Origin of the sequence: Flavobacterium sp. MMS24-S5 (assembly GCF_050320125.1) — a bacterium.
Lineage (GTDB): Bacteria > Bacteroidota > Bacteroidia > Flavobacteriales > Flavobacteriaceae > Flavobacterium > Flavobacterium tyrosinilyticum.
This window is the reverse complement of the sequence record NZ_CP190016.1, coordinates 5,433,615-5,448,728: the sequence shown is the minus strand read 5'-3', so window position 1 is coordinate 5,448,728 and position 15,114 is coordinate 5,433,615. Positions and strand designations below refer to the sequence as shown.

Annotated in this window: 20 protein-coding genes and 3 pseudogenes; 4 read left to right on the top strand and 19 right to left on the bottom strand. The window is 33.1% G+C overall.

The features are described 5' to 3' along the window. Positions 1 to 24: 24 nt before the first annotated feature. The 3 genes from ACPWTF_RS25135 (at position 25) to map (ending at position 2,292) form a co-directional block, all read left to right on the top strand. A complete protein-coding gene (locus tag ACPWTF_RS25135) occupies positions 25 to 594 on the top strand; it encodes a Crp/Fnr family transcriptional regulator (protein WP_427873777.1) in 570 nt (189 codons plus the stop codon). A 79-nt stretch (positions 595 to 673) separates the two neighbouring features. After that, complete coding sequence (locus ACPWTF_RS25130) at positions 674 to 1,375, top strand: SDR family NAD(P)-dependent oxidoreductase (RefSeq protein ID WP_427873776.1); 702 nt, start codon at positions 674 to 676, stop codon at positions 1,373 to 1,375. Positions 1,376 to 1,527: 152 nt separating this feature from the next. Further along, positions 1,528 to 2,292 (top strand): type I methionyl aminopeptidase, encoded by a 765-nt coding sequence (gene map, locus ACPWTF_RS25125; RefSeq protein WP_427873775.1) that lies wholly within the window; start codon positions 1,528 to 1,530, stop codon positions 2,290 to 2,292. Positions 2,293 to 2,342: 50 nt separating this feature from the next. Here map and ACPWTF_RS25120 read toward each other — a convergent pair whose 3' ends face one another. Beyond that, positions 2,343 to 2,576: a hypothetical protein gene (locus tag ACPWTF_RS25120; RefSeq protein WP_427873774.1), complete on the bottom strand. Its 234-nt coding sequence runs from the start codon at positions 2,574 to 2,576 to the stop codon at positions 2,343 to 2,345. A gap of 352 nt (positions 2,577 to 2,928) precedes the next feature. Next, a complete protein-coding gene (locus ACPWTF_RS25115; protein WP_379801351.1) occupies positions 2,929 to 3,327 on the bottom strand; it encodes a VOC family protein in 399 nt (132 codons plus the stop codon). A gap of 134 nt (positions 3,328 to 3,461) precedes the next feature. On the opposite strand from ACPWTF_RS25115, the gene ACPWTF_RS25110 reads away from it, so the two are divergent. Then, positions 3,462 to 3,812, top strand: coding sequence for a DUF2200 domain-containing protein (locus ACPWTF_RS25110; RefSeq protein WP_427873773.1), 351 nt, complete (start codon positions 3,462 to 3,464; stop codon positions 3,810 to 3,812). 37 nt (positions 3,813 to 3,849) lie between these two features. Here ACPWTF_RS25110 and ACPWTF_RS25105 read toward each other — a convergent pair whose 3' ends face one another. The 17 genes and pseudogenes from ACPWTF_RS25105 to ACPWTF_RS25025 form a co-directional block, all read right to left on the bottom strand. Beyond that, entirely contained in the window at positions 3,850 to 4,407 is a 558-nt protein-coding gene (locus tag ACPWTF_RS25105) for a DUF4256 domain-containing protein (protein ID WP_427873772.1), read from the bottom strand. A gap of 12 nt (positions 4,408 to 4,419) precedes the next feature. Beyond that, positions 4,420 to 4,798 (bottom strand): annotated as a pseudogene (locus ACPWTF_RS25100) (DoxX family protein). 2 nt (positions 4,799 to 4,800) lie between these two features. Further along, a complete protein-coding gene (locus tag ACPWTF_RS25095; RefSeq protein ID WP_427873771.1) occupies positions 4,801 to 5,268 on the bottom strand; it encodes an SRPBCC domain-containing protein in 468 nt (155 codons plus the stop codon). A gap of 3 nt (positions 5,269 to 5,271) precedes the next feature. Beyond that, positions 5,272 to 5,589, bottom strand: coding sequence for an ArsR/SmtB family transcription factor (locus tag ACPWTF_RS25090; RefSeq protein ID WP_008464153.1), 318 nt, complete (start codon positions 5,587 to 5,589; stop codon positions 5,272 to 5,274). A 127-nt stretch (positions 5,590 to 5,716) separates the two neighbouring features. Beyond that, positions 5,717 to 6,769, bottom strand: a complete 1,053-nt coding sequence (locus ACPWTF_RS25085; protein ID WP_427873770.1) for a linear amide C-N hydrolase — start codon at positions 6,767 to 6,769, stop codon at positions 5,717 to 5,719. Positions 6,770 to 6,914: 145 nt separating this feature from the next. Beyond that, positions 6,915 to 8,501 (bottom strand): ribosomal protection-like ABC-F family protein, encoded by a 1,587-nt coding sequence (gene abc-f / locus ACPWTF_RS25080; protein WP_427873769.1) that lies wholly within the window; start codon positions 8,499 to 8,501, stop codon positions 6,915 to 6,917. A gap of 206 nt (positions 8,502 to 8,707) precedes the next feature. After that, a complete protein-coding gene (locus ACPWTF_RS25075) occupies positions 8,708 to 9,079 on the bottom strand; it encodes a hypothetical protein (RefSeq protein ID WP_250836136.1) in 372 nt (123 codons plus the stop codon). A 215-nt stretch (positions 9,080 to 9,294) separates the two neighbouring features. Continuing rightward, positions 9,295 to 10,229, bottom strand: a pseudogene (locus ACPWTF_RS25070) (transglutaminase). A 19-nt stretch (positions 10,230 to 10,248) separates the two neighbouring features. Then, positions 10,249 to 11,100: a substrate-binding domain-containing protein gene (locus tag ACPWTF_RS25065; RefSeq protein ID WP_427873768.1), complete on the bottom strand. Its 852-nt coding sequence runs from the start codon at positions 11,098 to 11,100 to the stop codon at positions 10,249 to 10,251. Positions 11,101 to 11,273: 173 nt separating this feature from the next. Beyond that, positions 11,274 to 11,615, bottom strand: coding sequence for a DUF4265 domain-containing protein (locus tag ACPWTF_RS25060; RefSeq protein ID WP_427873767.1), 342 nt, complete (start codon positions 11,613 to 11,615; stop codon positions 11,274 to 11,276). Continuing rightward, positions 11,590 to 11,751 (bottom strand): hypothetical protein, encoded by a 162-nt coding sequence (locus ACPWTF_RS25055; protein WP_427873766.1) that lies wholly within the window; start codon positions 11,749 to 11,751, stop codon positions 11,590 to 11,592. Before ACPWTF_RS25055 ends, ACPWTF_RS25060 begins: the two co-directional genes overlap by 26 nt. Beyond that, positions 11,751 to 12,143 (bottom strand): annotated as a pseudogene (locus ACPWTF_RS25050) (VOC family protein). Before ACPWTF_RS25050 ends, ACPWTF_RS25055 begins: the two are co-directional and overlap by 1 nt. Positions 12,144 to 12,148: 5 nt before the next feature. Then, positions 12,149 to 12,280 (bottom strand): hypothetical protein, encoded by a 132-nt coding sequence (locus tag ACPWTF_RS25045; protein WP_427873765.1) that lies wholly within the window; start codon positions 12,278 to 12,280, stop codon positions 12,149 to 12,151. Positions 12,281 to 12,326: 46 nt separating this feature from the next. Beyond that, positions 12,327 to 12,590 carry a hypothetical protein gene (locus ACPWTF_RS25040; protein ID WP_427873764.1) on the bottom strand — a complete coding sequence of 88 codons (264 nt, stop codon included), beginning with the start codon at positions 12,588 to 12,590 and terminating at the stop codon, positions 12,327 to 12,329. Positions 12,591 to 12,604: 14 nt separating this feature from the next. After that, complete coding sequence (locus tag ACPWTF_RS25035) at positions 12,605 to 13,474, bottom strand: nucleoside phosphorylase (RefSeq protein ID WP_427873763.1); 870 nt, start codon at positions 13,472 to 13,474, stop codon at positions 12,605 to 12,607. An 88-nt stretch (positions 13,475 to 13,562) separates the two neighbouring features. After that, positions 13,563 to 13,895: a translation initiation factor gene (locus tag ACPWTF_RS25030; protein ID WP_057117964.1), complete on the bottom strand. Its 333-nt coding sequence runs from the start codon at positions 13,893 to 13,895 to the stop codon at positions 13,563 to 13,565. A 110-nt stretch (positions 13,896 to 14,005) separates the two neighbouring features. Further along, complete coding sequence (locus ACPWTF_RS25025; protein ID WP_427873762.1) at positions 14,006 to 14,956, bottom strand: isopenicillin N synthase family dioxygenase; 951 nt, start codon at positions 14,954 to 14,956, stop codon at positions 14,006 to 14,008. Positions 14,957 to 15,114: the final 158 nt, after the last annotated feature.

Sequence of the window (15,114 nt, the reverse complement as noted above, 5' to 3'; positions counted from 1 at the left end):
AAAACTTATACTTAACTTTCGTGCATGAAAGAATTAGTTAATTATATATTGCAGTTTGGCAATTTGAATCAGCAGCAGATTGATTTGATTTTGACGAAAGCCAAAGAAAAAGAAATCAAAAAAGAGGAATATTTTTCTGAAGCCGGAAAAATAGCCGCAGAAGTTGGATTTATCGTTGACGGAATAATGCGTGTTTGTTACTACAACAACAAAGGTGAGGAGATTACAAAATACTTTATCGACGAGAATAATCTGGTTGTAGACTTAGAAAGTTTTGACAATAATATTTGCTCGTCTGCTTATGTCCAAGCGGTTACAGACTGTAAAGTTATCGTATTTTCTAAAGCCGATTGGCAGGAATTGCTCGATACAATAGTAGGCTGGGACACGATTGTGCATAAAATCATTTCGAAAGCATTAATTCAAAAAGTGGCTAGAAGAAGTCCGTTGGTTTCAGAAGATGCTACAACTCGTTATTTGTCATTTATGGAAATGTTTCCAAAAGTAATCAATAGAGTTCCGCTTTCGTATCTCGCTTCTTATCTCGGAATAACACAATCTTCTTTGAGCAGGATTAGAAAAAACATCCGTTAAAATCGTTTTTTGCCATATGTCAAATGTTTTTATTTTTTATCCATGCAACTTTGCTTCAGATAATTTTAAAACATAAAAAATGAAAATAGTATTAATTACAGGCGCAAATAGAAGCATTGGTTTAGAAACTGCTAAACAGCTGTCCAAGAAAGGATTATTTGTTTATTTAGGAACGCGTGATCTTGCAAAAGGAGAAGAAGTAGTAAAAGAATTGCATGAAAAAGGATTTCAAAACATTAAAGCTATTCAAATTGATGTTACAAATGCAGCAAGTGTTTTAGCAGCAAAAAACAGCATTGAAAAAGAAAAAGGCAAATTGGACATTCTGATAAATAATGCTGGAATTCTAGGTGATGTTCCGCAAGATCCTTCTACGACTTCTATAGAAAACATTCAGAAGGTTTTTGATACGAATTTCTTCGGAGTCATAACCGTTACGCAAACTTTTCTTGAATTATTGAAAAAATCAGACAGTCCGAGAATTAGTAACATAACATCCGGGCTTGGTTCTCTTACTTTGCATAGTGATCCAACTTGGAAATATTATGCAATAAAGGCAATTTCATACGTTTCTTCCAAAACTGCTTTAAATGCCTTTACAGTTACTTTAGCTCATGAATTAAAAGAACTGCCATTCAAAGTAAACTCAATTGATCCAGGCTATACCGCAACCGATTTTAATCATCATAGCGGACCAGGAAGTGTAGAAAGCGCAGCTAGTTTTATAATAAAACACACTTTACTGGATGAAAATCGAACCAACAGGAAAATTCTTCAGTAACGATATTGAAGATGAAAGCGAAGAAAGTCCTTGGTAAAAGAAGAAAACCTTCCAAAGTCATTGATTTTGGAAAGTTTTAGCATTATAATAATGATTCGTTCTAGAGAAAAGTAGTAAATTTAACCCGTTATTAATTTTTAAGAAGCAAAACAATGTCCATTACAACTGAAGCAGAATTAGCAGGAATGAAAAAAATAAGTGAAGCTGTAGCTTTTACTTTAAAAGAAATGAGAAAATTTGCCAGACCTGGAATATCTACAAAAGAATTAGACGATTACGGCGGACAAATTTTAAATGATTTAGGAGCTAAATCTGCGCCTTATCTAACGTATGGATTTCCTGGTTGGACTTGTATTAGTGTTGATAATGAATTTTGCCATGGAATTCCTTCCGAAAAAAGAATTTTACAAGAAGGCGATTTAATTAATATCGATGTTTCTGCAGAATTAGACGGATTTTGGTCAGATAATGGAGGTTCTTTTGTAATTGGTTCAGATGTAAACGAACATCAAAAACTCGTCGATGCTTCTAAAAATATTTTGCATAAAGCGATTCACAATATAAAAGGCGGCGTTCGTATTTCTGATATTGGTTTTTTAATTGAGACAGAAGCAAAAAGACGCGGTTACAAAGTAATTAAAAACCTAACGGGACACGGAGTAGGGAGAAGTCTTCATGAAGCGCCACATGAAATTGCGAATTACAGAGATCGTTTTAATCAAACTAGATTTAAGAAGAATTCTGTTGTAGCAATTGAAACGTTTATTTCTACCGCTTCTACATATGCTGAAACCCTAAAAGATGGTTGGACAATGGTTGGAAATAAAGGCGGATTCATGGCACAACACGAACATACCATTGTTGTAACTGATGGAAAGCCCATCATCTTGACAGAAATGAATGAAATTTGGAATTAAGAAGAACATAAAATAAAAGCTCCTTTAGAAATAATGGAGCTTTTGTGTTTTTAAACAGATTTATTCTGTTTATTAAATTCGTTAACTAAATTTTTATTTGCTTCAATTATCTTACTTGGATGTATCATATTTGGGTTGAATATAAAATCGTAATTCACGTCTTTTGGTTTAAACTTATTTACTCCAAAAGCTACACTATTGGGCGGAATATCTTTTGTGATAATAGAACCAGCACCAATAACAGAATTTTCTCCAATTACTACTGCGCAAAATTTTAGCTCCATCGGCTATTACAACATTTTTAGCAATAATAGGGTTTCCAACATTTTCCCATTCTTTACTAATTTTATTATACTTTAAATTGGCTCCGATAGAAACGTTTTGAAAAATTACTACATTTTCGCAAATTTTAGAAGCAACAATTGTACACCCGCGTCCGTGATGCGCAAACAAAACACTCTTGTCCATTTCAGCGCAATTGATTTCACAGCAATAGAGTTTCTCTAATAAATTGCAAGCAATTAGTTTTAAAAACCTATTTTTTGAATGACAGTTTATTTTAACTAATGTATTAAACATATTATTTTCCAGCTTTGGGAATAACTTCTAACTCATAATCCATAACTCACAACTCAATTAAGGTTCCCAAAGTTCAATTTTATTGCCTTCTGTGTCCATTATATGAACAAATTTTCCGTAATCGTACGTTTCAATGTCATCAAGAACAGTAACGCCGTTTGCTTTTAATTGCGTTACAAGTCCTTCGATATTTTGAACACGGTAATTGACCATAAAATCTTTCTTAGACGGAGAAAAATAGGCATCCCCTTTCTTAAAAGGGCACCATTGTGTTGATTCGATTTGCTCTGGATTTTCAAGATTTCGAGATTCAAAACTTGCAGAACCCCAATCGTTTATTTCCAATCCTAAATTTTTAGCATACCAATCTTTTGTTTCTTTCGGATTGTCAAGAAAAAAGAAAATTCCGCCAATTCCAGTGACTTTTGGAGTAATTTCATTTGAATTATTTTCCATATAATTAGTTATTTAAGATTGTTTAAACAATGTAATTTTTAAGTCTAAGTTATTAAAAATATTCATTGCGTTTTCCTTTTTTTATTCTTTTGATTTATCTTTACATCAAAGCTTTTATCCTAAAACATAGCATTATGAAAACGGAAAGAATTTACAAAATACTATTTTCTAGCGTATATCCTTTATACATTCAAAAAGTCGAAAAAAAGGGGAGAACGAAAGAAGAATTAGATATCGTAATCAAATGGCTTACAGGATATAGCGACGATCAAATTAAAGTACAAATTGAAAAGAAAGTAGATTTTCAAACCTTCTTTGCTGAAGCTCCAGAAATCAATCCGAATGCATCCAAAATTACTGGAGTCATCTGCGGATATCGAGTAGAGGAGATTGAAGATACATTAATTCAAAAAATGCGATATCTGGACAAATTGATTGATGAAATTGCCAAAGGCAAAAAAATGGAAAAGATTTTAAGAGAATAAAAAAAGACCTTCAAAACTACTTGAAGGTCTTTAATTTTTAAACTCTCAATAAACCGCGAAAGCCTCTCGCGGCATAATAAGAATCGGCTCCATTATGATATACAAAAACAGTATTATATCTGAAATCGGAGAATATTGCACCTCCCAATTTTCGTATTTCTGGCGGAGTTAGAATCCAGCTCGAAGTTTTAGCATCAAATTTTCCTAGCTTTTGAAGTTCTTTATATTGCTCTTCGGTTAAAATTTCAATTCCCATTTCTTGTGCCATATTAATAGCGCTGTCCGCGGGTTTGTGTTCTTTTCTTTTTTCGAGCGCCTCATGATCGTAACAAATGCTTCTGCGACCTTTAGGACTCTCAGCCGAACAGTCTACAAAAAGATATTCATCTGTTTTTTTATCATAACCCATAACATCCGGTTCGCCTTCAGTTCTTTCCATTTCGTCAAGAGACCACAATTTTAAAGGACTAGCTTTTAATTTTGCTTCTATTTTTGCCCAATCCAAATTCTCATGTCTACTTTTATTTTTCTCAAAACGTTTTTCAAGAATGCTCAAAAGTTCTTCTTGCTCATTTGCTGTCAATTGCTTTTTCATGATTTGAGTTTTTTAGTTAGAGCTGCATTTTCTGTTTTCTGGTCTGAAATACCAAGAAACTACAGTTAAAACAATTAATAATACAGGTCCGAAAAAGGGTTGAAGCCTCATCTTTTATAGCCAAATGCGACACTACAGCCCCAGACATTGCAAAAAAGAAGCCTGCATATGCCCATTCTTTCAATAAGCCAAATTTAGGAATCAAAATTGCGATAACGCCTAAGAGTTTCCAAACACCTAAAAGCGTTAAAAAGTATAGAGGATAGCCTAAACGTTGTATCATTTCTGCCTCTTCTTTCATTGGTATAAGTTGTACAATACCGGTAGCCGTCATTCCTAAAGCCAGCCAAAGTGTAGCAATCCAATAAATAATTCTATTACGTTTTGTCATGATTATTTTATTTTAGTTACAATTTCTTCTAGTCTATTATGTGCCATATTCAAACCTTGAGCAAAAGGCAGTTTCAATTGCGCCGCTCTATGTTCGATTGATTTGTAAATAATCTGCATCGTTAATTTACTCGTGTCATCTGTTAGTTTTTCGAATTCAAGAAACTCCAACTGAGGCGCAAAATTGATGTTTTCCATCTCAAACGTGCGCACTATCTTTTGATTGGGAACAAAATCATGAATAACACCGTTGGCTTTAAAAACTACATTTCCGTTAGCGTCGCTTGTCTCAAACTCCCAGCCACCATATTTTTTATTTTCGAGTCTCAAGACTTTTGTTCCCATCCATTGCGCTACAATTTCAGGATCTTCATAAGCCTTAAATAGCAATTCTACAGGCAAATCAAATTCTCTTGTAATGACAAGATCATGTCTGTCGTCTTCAGCATGAATTTTGGTTTTCTTTTCCATGTTTTATTTTTTGTAGTTTTTCATAATTGATTCTAATTTATTAAAACGATCGTCCCACATTTTTCTAAAAGGCTCAATGAATTTGTCAATTTCTTTCATTTTTTCAGGATTTAAATGATAATAAATTTCTCTTCCGTTTTGTGTCTGATGCAATAATTCACATTCGTTTAGAATTTGAATATGCTTTGAAATCGTCTGTCTTGACGAATTAAAATTCTCTGCAATTGCCCCAGGAGTCATAGCCTGAATGGCAACTAAACTTAAAATAGCTCTTCGAGTAGGATCGGCTATTGCTTGAAAAACGTCTCTTCTAATTTCCATTGCGCAGTTATTTGACTGCAAATATAATGAAGTCATTTGACTGCGCAATATTTTTTTTAGCTTTTTTTCAAAAAGAAAACCTTCAAACTTATCAATTTGAAGGTTTTACGTATGCTTTTCATTTAGATTAATCTAAACCAGCAAACTGAAAAGGTTTTGTTTCTTTGAAGTTTAGAAGAGAATCTCCTGCATAGTTTTCATTATTGGCGAGACTCAATTTCTTGATTTTTCCTTTTTCGCTAAAATCAATTTTACTGAATTCGACCCAAATCACATTCGGATTTAAAACGTTGTCAAAATAATAAACCAAGTTTTTCTGGTCGGCTACCGTTCTCCAACGCGTAGAGGAGATGTTAGGCTCAGTTTCAGACGAAATCCCAAGAGGAACAGAACAATTTCGAATTACACCAAAAACACTAGCCAACGCCGTTCTTGTATTATCTGTCTTTGGAATTGCATCAATATAATAGGAAGCCCGTACAAAGCGATCTGCTGCGCGATTCGTTCCAGGAAGCATAATCGTGCCGGGAATTCCTTTCCAATACGCATTGATTGCCAATTGCTGGTCAAAAATCGGAGAATTGGCCATTGTCACATATTTTCTATCATGATGAATAACCAGTTTGCCATTTATATATTCAAAAATGGCATTGTCTCCACTAGAATCGGAAATAGATAAATGGACGGTAGCAAAAATATTGGTTCCTGGAATATGTGAAGAGGCAATTACAAAATCGTTTTTTTCTAATGCTGATACCGTTTCTGCAACTGTCGAAAAATTATCCAAAACATATTGAAGCCATAAAGAAACAGCCAGACCTTTTACTTTTCCATTTTTCTCAAATGCAGGATATTGCGATTCTACCAGCCACAAAAGATTGCCTACAAGTCCTTTTTCATTCATCCCATCAGAAGAAGCAATATCCCAAGAACTCGTAATAACGCTTCCATATTTGGATTTCCATTTAATAGAACTTGTTCCGGCTTCTCCAGCTCTTTCAATTCCGCGAGGAAAAATCCATAAATTGGCAGGAATTTCTCCACGCCAATCCATTGAACGTGCTGTAATAATTGTTCCGTTCAAACCTTCGTAAACAACTCTTGTACAAGGAAGAGCAGTTTCGGTTATTAATAAAGTAAAAGCAAGTAGGACAGGAAAAATTCTGTTTTTTGGTTTCATAAAATTTTAATTTTGAATTAAACGTTCAATTTGAATTTCATCAGTTTTTACTGCAATTTACGGAAATTTTAATTTAATATTTTGAATATCAAATTAATACTAAAGAAAAGCGCCAAGAGAATTCTTAGCGCTAATTGTTTTCGTTTTAAAGTGAAATACTTTTTCCGATATTAATTTGTTCCAAAAACGACTGATCGTGCGAAATCACAATTAAAGTGCCTTGGTATTCATTGATAGCCGCAGTGAGGATTTCGATATTTTGAATATCCAAATTGTTTGTTGGCTCATCTAGAATGATAATTTCTGGCGTTTCGTTACTAATCGTTAGACAACACAGCATTAAACGCATTCTTTCGCCACCACTGAGCGCATTACAAGGTTTGTTCCAATCATTTCTAGAAAATAAAAAACGATTTAATCTCATTTTGATATCATGTTCTTCTAAACCAGAATCGTTAAAAATCTGAGCTTGCTCATAAATTTTCAAGTTTTGGTTTAATAAAGAATAATCCTGATCGATGTAAATTGCTTTTTTGGCTAAAGAAGTAATTTGTCCTTTTGTTGGATTCAACTCGCCCAGAATAATTTTAATTAAAGTAGTTTTTCCCGAACCATTTAATCCCCTTATGACTAAGCGATTACCAGACAGAATTTCAAAACTGAGACTTTTATTCCAAAGATCTTTCTCACCATAACTATAATTGATTTCTGAAGCTTTAAGAAGCGTTTTCCCTTTAAGAAAAGAAGTGTTATTAAAACCAAATTTCATTTGATCTATAGCGGGAAGCGACGAACGCAGGTTCCTTAAATCTTCAGAAATACCACTTATTTTTTCAGCATGAACATCCTTGATCTTTGAACTGCTGTTTTCGGCTTTATTTCGGAGTGTATTCATCATAATTCTGGCAACACCCGATTTTTCCTGTTTCTTTTTTCCTCTCGAATCTAATTTGTTTTGGCGTTCGATACTTTCTCGTTCTTTTTCTTTGGCTTTTTTCAATGCCTTTTCTTTACTCTGAACGTCTTGTTCTAAAGCATTATTTTCTACTTTTTTCTGTTCGCTGTAAAAGTCATAACCCCCGCCATAGACCGAAATTCCGTTCTTTGTCATTTCTAAAGTCTTATTCAGAATATTAAGCAAAGTTCTGTCGTGGCTGACAATTAGGAGCGTGATTGATGTTGATTTTATAAAATCGTACAATAATGTTCTTGCCGCAAAATCTAAATGATTACTAGGTTCGTCCAATAAAACCAAATCGGGTTCATGAATCATAATTCCGGCCAGAAATACTTTTGTCTTCTGTCCGCCACTTAACGTTTCCATTTTCTGGTTCAAATCCAAATCGTGCAATTTCCAATAGGAGAGAGCTTCATTACAGCGTTCTTCAATTGTCCAATCATCATCCAATAATTGAAGATTTTCTTCGGTTACTACACCTTCAAGTATTTCTTTAAGTGAAGCTATTTTTTCCTTTATTTGCAAAGCTTCAGCAATCGTTAAGTCATTAAACTGACCGAATAATTGCGGAACAAAATAAGGCTTAGCATTCTGAATGATTTGCCCTGAAAAAGGTTGCAAGTCGCCAGCAATAATTTTTAATAAAGTTGATTTTCCGACACCATTATTTCCGACCAAAGCGGTTTTGTCGTGATTATTTAGCGTAAAGCCAATGTTTTGAAACAGCATGTCTTTATTCTCATGCTGATAAGAGATATTTTGAAGAATAAGCATAATTCCTTTCTTTTATAGATAAATATTCTAGCCATCACAAAATCGTGATCGCTTACTCAATTTTCCTGAAAGAAATTATTTTTCACATATAGGAGTGCTTATTTAAGTAGTGCAAAGATATTTATTTTAGTTTTAAAAATCAAAAAACCATTCTTTACAATTGTAGTGAATGGTTTTTTGTATCAAATTACAAGGTAATTTGTATTCTAAATTTTATCAAATGTTAGTTTGGCTTCTTTGGTATCTAAAATTAATTTATCATCTGTGATCGTGCTTTCACAAACATATGGTGTTCCAACTTCGTCTTTAATAACAAGTTTTTTACCTTTTTGGCTTAACGCGTAAGTTCCGTCTGTAATTTCACGAAGCAAATATCCAGTAACATGCCCATCTTCAGTAAAAGTAAGCATCCCATTGGTTAAAATTGCATTTTTTGTAGAATCAGAAACGGTTTCTTTTGGTTCTACGGCACTAACTTTCCATGAATTCACAAGCTTGTCTCTTTTACGATGACATGAAACAATTAATACAACGACAGCAATGGCAATTACGAGGGTAAATAATTTTGAGTTTTTCATGATTTTGTGATTAAAAGTTAAACAGGAAAAAGTTACAAAAAAAAATAACATTAAAATATTCGTAATCAAATATTTATAAAGATTTTTTTTACTTCTAAAAATGAATTGCTTTTAATACAGAAAGTCTTTGTTTTCGGGACTTTTACTGATAACCAGTCTTTTACAAATTAACGATTAAAATCGTCTTAATTGGACAAATTGCCTTTTAGAGACCGTTAATTTAGAGTTAAAGCTCCTAAAATTTCCTCATACATGAACGGACAGCTCCAGGATAAGTTGCAGTATAATCCAGATTCATCCAGACCTGTCCGCGCTCGTCTATGTGGTAGTGGAGTTTTTTGCCGTAGCTTTCTTTTACAAAAAGAACGTTTTTGATTAGATAATTGACTTTTTCCAAATCGATCATCGAACCAATTAAAATTTCAGGATAAATGTGCCCTTTGGTATGAATAAGGCGAGGAGTTCCGCCAATAGAACGCACAGCAGCCGCCATCAAAATAGAGTGATCATCGCAATCGCCTGAGAAATACTCAAGTGATTCGCTGGCGGTTGCGATATAATCACCGTCTTTTGGATCGTTTACATAATTCCATCTGCCGTTTATTTCTTTAAAAACAGCAAAACATTGAATTATGGTACGATAATCTGAATAGCCTCTAATGCCTTTAAAATGCTTTGAAGTTGCCATAATAGCAAAATTTCGCACTTTAGGGTTTTGATATTCAATAGCATTTATAATCTTTGATTTATTAGGAAATGGAAGCAGTTTTGCCACAATAATATCCTGCGGATATGGATTATCTGACATGGTGTAAATCATAGAATTGTAATCTTCTGAGATTTCGTTAAAACCATAATTTCCAATTACCGATCCGTAAAATAGAATCAACAAATAAACTGCAACGCACAGAATAATAATTGTTCTGAGATACATCAGAAGAAAAAACACAGTTGCAAAAACAAAAATAAAGATAAATATACGATCTAGATTGAATGCCCACTCTAAATCGATCAAATTTTGATGCAGTATGATGAAAATCGGTATGGTGATCAAAAGACTCAACAGCGAAATAATAATCCTATCCCACGGCGATTTCACCTGTAGTTTGGATTTTAAATGCGGTAAGTCAATTTTAGGGAATTTCATCATACGAATCAAAAAGCAGTATTTACAAAGCTTTTACTGTTTCTACAAAAATACTTTTTTTATCAATAATTCCCAGATCAAATAATTGATTTTGAATTTTATTAAAAGATTTTTCTGTCAAATTTTTCTGTGACCACTGAGTCAGTTTCAACCATTCTTTAATATCTTCTGCTTTTTGATTAAACAGTTCAGATAATTTTTTGTCAATTTCTGGAATTTCTTTAAAATCAACCGTTGTTTTGTTGATTATTTTAAGAATCGTCTCTACCGTTTTGGCATTCTTTTTTAAGAACTCATCACGTCCTACAATAATAAATGAAGGCCAAGGAGTAGGGCAGTCGTCAATTCTTCTAAAAACACCTTTATCTACAAGTGGTTTAGTCATAAAACGTTCCCACATAAAATAATCGGCTTTTTTATTGGTCAAAGCATCGACAGCACCATCTATAGTATTTACAATTTCAAATTCGAGATCATCCATTTCCCAGCCTTGCTCATTTGCATTTACATAAGCCATTAATTGCAATCCCGATCCTAATCTGGAAATAGCTGCTTTTTTGTTTTTAAGATCTTTCAACGTCTGAAAATCAGATTTTGCATCAACGTGAATTCCCCAAATTAAAGGAGATTGCACATAAACCTGAACAATTTTGCTCGGATTTCCAGCTGCAATATCTTTTAAAATTCCTTCGGTTAAAATAACAGCAAGATCTGTTTCTCCGTCTCGAAGCATTTGACACATTTTCCCGGTTCCCTCGGGTACATTTGTCCATTGTAAATCGATGTTCTCTTCCTCAAATTCGCCGTTTTCGATACATAGATGCCACGGCAAATTGAAGTGTTCTGGAACACCCGCAATTTTGACAGTTTTCATTTGTTTTAAGTTTAAGTTAAGTTGCTTGGTATGCGTATGCGTAATCTTATGGTTAGTTTTTTATTCGTCAAAATTGTTTTGACACATAAAAACACAGCTACTTTATAACATTTACTTTTCCTACAAAATTAAAAGGATATAATAAAAAGCACTGTTTTTATGTATTCAAATTTTTAATTTTTTAATAAATCTGCTCGGTGCTTTTCTGAAAGACAAGGTTCTGCAAATTCGATAATGTCTTGTGATTCGTATTCGTTCAGAAGGCTTCTTACCAAAGAATAATCAATATCTTTGGTAATTTCTGCCGCAAAAAAAGTTTCATTTAATCCTTCAGACAAACAATTTAGCGCTTTTAATTTCTCCCGAATGATTTCTTTATCAAAACCTTTTTCTAAAACTGCAACCTGAATAATCGAGTTACCAGAATTTTGGATCGTTTTCCTATGCATAAAACGTTCTTCTGTTTCGTCATACTCTGCATAAAAAATGTCATCCGTAGCAATTAAAGGTGCCAAAGAACGGAATATTATCCAATTTAAAAAGTCCTTTTTCTAGATCTATAATTTCTGCCCACATGGTTTCAGACACTACTTCATCTAGATAATCACTATAATATTTAAATAATATTTTCTTATGAGTTTCCTGTTCCATTATTCAATTTCGCTAATTACAGCTTTTAAAGGTGATATTACAATTCTATAACCATCTGGATCCTGAATCATTTTTCCATTTTCATTCCAAAACGGATTAAGCGAAGGTATAACTGCAATATCCTGTTGCGTTAATTTATTTACTAATTTATCATAATCTGCAATAGTTTTAGGATATAATACCACTGCGTCATCTTCATCAAATGTATGTTTGGCCGTGGCTTTAGATTGCGTAAACTCAAAATGCCAGTCTAAGCCTGGTTTTCCAATAAAGACGCCATCATAATTATTATGATTTTAAAATCCTCCCAATTGTTCAAACCCGAGTATATCGACATAAAAATTCTCTATTTTCTCTAAATCATTCGTATGTCGTGCCACTCGTAAAAACATAAATTCTATGATTTTATTTGATTAATATGATGTTCTAAATGCTCTACATAATCGCTCATCAAAAACCTTAAATCAATTACAGATTCATCGCTTAAAATAATTTTATAATCCAAAGCATTTTCGTCTACAGATTTCATGATTCTCACAATCTGGTTGTTTATTGAAAACCACAACTGAGTCAGGTCACTTAATATCTGTTTTCTGATACTGATTTAAATTTACTAAATCGATCTGATTATACGGTCTGTGACGATATGGTTTTTCCGAATAATTAATCTCTGTAAAACGTACCAGATTATGGATTGCAGAATCTATCAAATGACCTAAAACCTCTTTCTTAGACCATTTGCCAGGATTTTTTGCGTCTAAAATTTCATTCTGTATTGTTGGAATATAATTTACATTCTCATTCAATAACTGCTCAAATTTGAGAATAACACTTTCCATCAAGTTCTAATTAATTAGTTTCCTGCCAATTTATTTAATGTATATGCAATAAGCTCATATACTGCTTTATACGGATCTTCACTAAAAGTTCCGCTAGCACGATTTGCAATAATAGCATTAAGCGATAAAGCATTGTGACCTAACAGAGCCGAAAGCCCGTAGATTGCCGCTGTTTCCATTTCTAAATTAGTGATTTTAGTTTCATTAAAACTAAAATTATCCATTTTGTTATTCAATTCTTCATCTTGAATGTTCAAACGTAAAACTCTTCCTTGTGGACCATAAAATCCTCCAGCAGTTGCCGTAATTCCTTTAAAAATTTTATCTGATTCTATTAGTTTTTCTAATTTTTCAGAACATTGCGTTACGTAAGGTTTTCCTTTTTTTGGATCCCAGTTTGTATGTGCTACAAATGCATCTTCAATTTCTGTAATCGAAACGCCGTCAATTAAGTAGGAGCGAAGCATATTGTCTAATCCCAATCCGAATTTTGACATCACAAAGCTATCAACAGGAATATCTTCCTGCAAAGAACCCGAAGTTCCAATTCTGATAATGTTTAAAGAAGTTAATTTTTCTTTTGGCTGACGCGTTTTCAGATCAATATTTACTAAAGCATCCAATTCGTTTAGTACAATATCAATGTTATCAGGGCCAATTCCTGTAGAAACTACTGAAATTCTTTTGCCTTTATAAATACCGGTTTGGGTTTTAAATTCTCTCTTTTGAGCAGAATGTTCGATTGAATCGAAAAATTGAGTGATTTTTTCTACTCTATTTTGGTCACCAACAAAAATAATGTCGTGTGCTATATGTTCAGGACGAAGGTTTAAGTGGTAAACGCTTCCGTCAGGATTTAGTATTAATTCTGATGATTGAATCATTTTTTTTTAGTTTCTAAGGTTCTAAGAGGCTAAGGTTCTGAGTTTTTTAACTTGGAATTTGGAATTTTAAATTTGGGATTTTATTATTCTAGCCTCCTACACGTTTGGTTTTGAATCCTTTTTCTTTTAGGATTGCCATAATTTTATCTCTATAATCGCCTTGAATTATAATCGAATCGTCTTTAAAAGTTCCTCCAACGCTCAATTTGGTTTTAATTTCTTTGGCTAAGATTTTAAAATCTTCATCAGAGCCTTCATAACCTTCAATTATAGTAGTTGGTTTTCCTTTTCTTTTTTCAAATTTACAAATCATTGGTTCTTTCTGAACATAAAGAACGTGTTCCTGTTCTTCAACTTGCTCAGGTTCATTCGATTCTACGTGATCTGGAAATAAGTTTTTTAATTGATCTTTAAAGTCCATATTTTTTTATTCTAAAAATAAATTTCAAGCATAAAGATATTTAAAAATTAAATTCCAAACCCCAAGAAAAACTTGGAATTTGGAATTTTTAATTTAAAATTTATGTAAGTTTATTTTTTAATTAAACCTAATTCTACTAAACGTTCGTATAAGAACTCTCCGGCAGAAATATCTTCATATTTCTTCGGGTTTTCTGCATCAATACAATTTTCAAGGCAATCCAAACGCATATCGCTTACTGGATGCATAAAAAATGGAATCGAATAACGTGAAGTTCCCCACAATTCTCTTGGCGGATTTACAACTTGATGAATTGTAGATTTTAATTTGTTGTTGGTATGTCTAGACAACATATCTCCAACATTGATCACCAATTCGTCATCTTCAGCAATAGCATCAATCCAATCGCCATTGTGGTTCTGAACTTGTAATCCTTTACCTTGAGCTCCCATTAATAAGGTAATCAAGTTAATATCACCATGAGCTGCTGCACGAATTGCGTTTTCTGGCTCAGAAGTAATAGGTGGGTAATGGATTGGTCTTAAGATTGAGTTTCCTTCTTTTGCATAATTATCAAAATAAAACTCATCTAAACCTAAATGTAAAGCCAAAGCTCTTAAAACATAAACCCCAGTTTTTTCTAGTTTTTGGTACGCTTCTTTACCCACTATATTAAAACGTGGTAATTCGGTAACTTCAACATTGTCCGGGTATTCTGAAGCCCATCTTGAATCTTTGTCAACGTATTGACCAAAATGCCAAAACTCTTTTAAATCTCCTTCTTTGCGTCCTTTAGCATGTTCTTTTCCAAAAGAAACATAACCTCTTTGTCCGCCGATTCCAGGAATTTCATATTTATGCTTAGTTTCTATTGGCAAGGCGAAAAAATTTCTAATTTCACCATAAAGTTCGTTTACCAACTGATCATCAAGGAAATGACCTTTTAAGGCAACGAAGCCAATGTTTTCAAATGCACTGCCGATTTCATTTACAAATTTTTGTTTACGTTTCGGGTCGTCCGAAAGGAAATCACGTAAGTCTACACTAGGAATGTTTTGCATACTTTACATTTTTTATTTTAAAAGATAAAAGGTGTCATAAGCACCTTTCGCTAACAAAGGTAGATAATATTTTAGAAAATAATCTTAAGCTCAGGCATTAAAAGCAGATTTCTTATTAAAATTTTATAGCATAATCCAATAAAATTGGCGCAAATTGT

Excerpts from the sequence above, each read along its gene's own strand:
- ACPWTF_RS25135 (WP_427873777.1), top strand. The coding sequence starts at position 25 with ATGAAAGAATTAGTTAATTATATATTGCAGTTTGGCAATTTGAATCAG.
- ACPWTF_RS25130 (WP_427873776.1), top strand. The coding sequence starts at position 674 with ATGAAAATAGTATTAATTACAGGCGCAAATAGAAGCATTGGTTTAGAA.
- map (WP_427873775.1), top strand. The coding sequence starts at position 1,528 with ATGTCCATTACAACTGAAGCAGAATTAGCAGGAATGAAAAAAATAAGT.
- ACPWTF_RS25120 (WP_427873774.1), bottom strand. The coding sequence starts at position 2,576 with ATGGAGCTAAAATTTTGCGCAGTAGTAATTGGAGAAAATTCTGTTATT.
- ACPWTF_RS25115 (WP_379801351.1), bottom strand. The coding sequence starts at position 3,327 with ATGGAAAATAATTCAAATGAAATTACTCCAAAAGTCACTGGAATTGGC.
- ACPWTF_RS25110 (WP_427873773.1), top strand. The coding sequence starts at position 3,462 with ATGAAAACGGAAAGAATTTACAAAATACTATTTTCTAGCGTATATCCT.
- ACPWTF_RS25105 (WP_427873772.1), bottom strand. The coding sequence starts at position 4,407 with ATGAAAAAGCAATTGACAGCAAATGAGCAAGAAGAACTTTTGAGCATT.
- ACPWTF_RS25095 (WP_427873771.1), bottom strand. The coding sequence starts at position 5,268 with ATGGAAAAGAAAACCAAAATTCATGCTGAAGACGACAGACATGATCTT.
- ACPWTF_RS25090 (WP_008464153.1), bottom strand. The coding sequence starts at position 5,589 with ATGGAAATTAGAAGAGACGTTTTTCAAGCAATAGCCGATCCTACTCGA.
- ACPWTF_RS25085 (WP_427873770.1), bottom strand. The coding sequence starts at position 6,769 with ATGAAACCAAAAAACAGAATTTTTCCTGTCCTACTTGCTTTTACTTTA.
- abc-f (WP_427873769.1), bottom strand. The coding sequence starts at position 8,501 with ATGCTTATTCTTCAAAATATCTCTTATCAGCATGAGAATAAAGACATG.
- ACPWTF_RS25075 (WP_250836136.1), bottom strand. The coding sequence starts at position 9,079 with ATGAAAAACTCAAAATTATTTACCCTCGTAATTGCCATTGCTGTCGTT.
- ACPWTF_RS25065 (WP_427873768.1), bottom strand. The coding sequence starts at position 11,100 with ATGAAAACTGTCAAAATTGCGGGTGTTCCAGAACACTTCAATTTGCCG.
- ACPWTF_RS25055 (WP_427873766.1), bottom strand. The coding sequence starts at position 11,751 with ATGGAACAGGAAACTCATAAGAAAATATTATTTAAATATTATAGTGAT.
- ACPWTF_RS25045 (WP_427873765.1), bottom strand. The coding sequence starts at position 12,280 with ATGAAATCTGTAGACGAAAATGCTTTGGATTATAAAATTATTTTAAGC.
- ACPWTF_RS25040 (WP_427873764.1), bottom strand. The coding sequence starts at position 12,590 with ATGGAAAGTGTTATTCTCAAATTTGAGCAGTTATTGAATGAGAATGTA.
- ACPWTF_RS25035 (WP_427873763.1), bottom strand. The coding sequence starts at position 13,474 with ATGATTCAATCATCAGAATTAATACTAAATCCTGACGGAAGCGTTTAC.
- ACPWTF_RS25030 (WP_057117964.1), bottom strand. The coding sequence starts at position 13,895 with ATGGACTTTAAAGATCAATTAAAAAACTTATTTCCAGATCACGTAGAA.
- ACPWTF_RS25025 (WP_427873762.1), bottom strand. The coding sequence starts at position 14,956 with ATGCAAAACATTCCTAGTGTAGACTTACGTGATTTCCTTTCGGACGAC.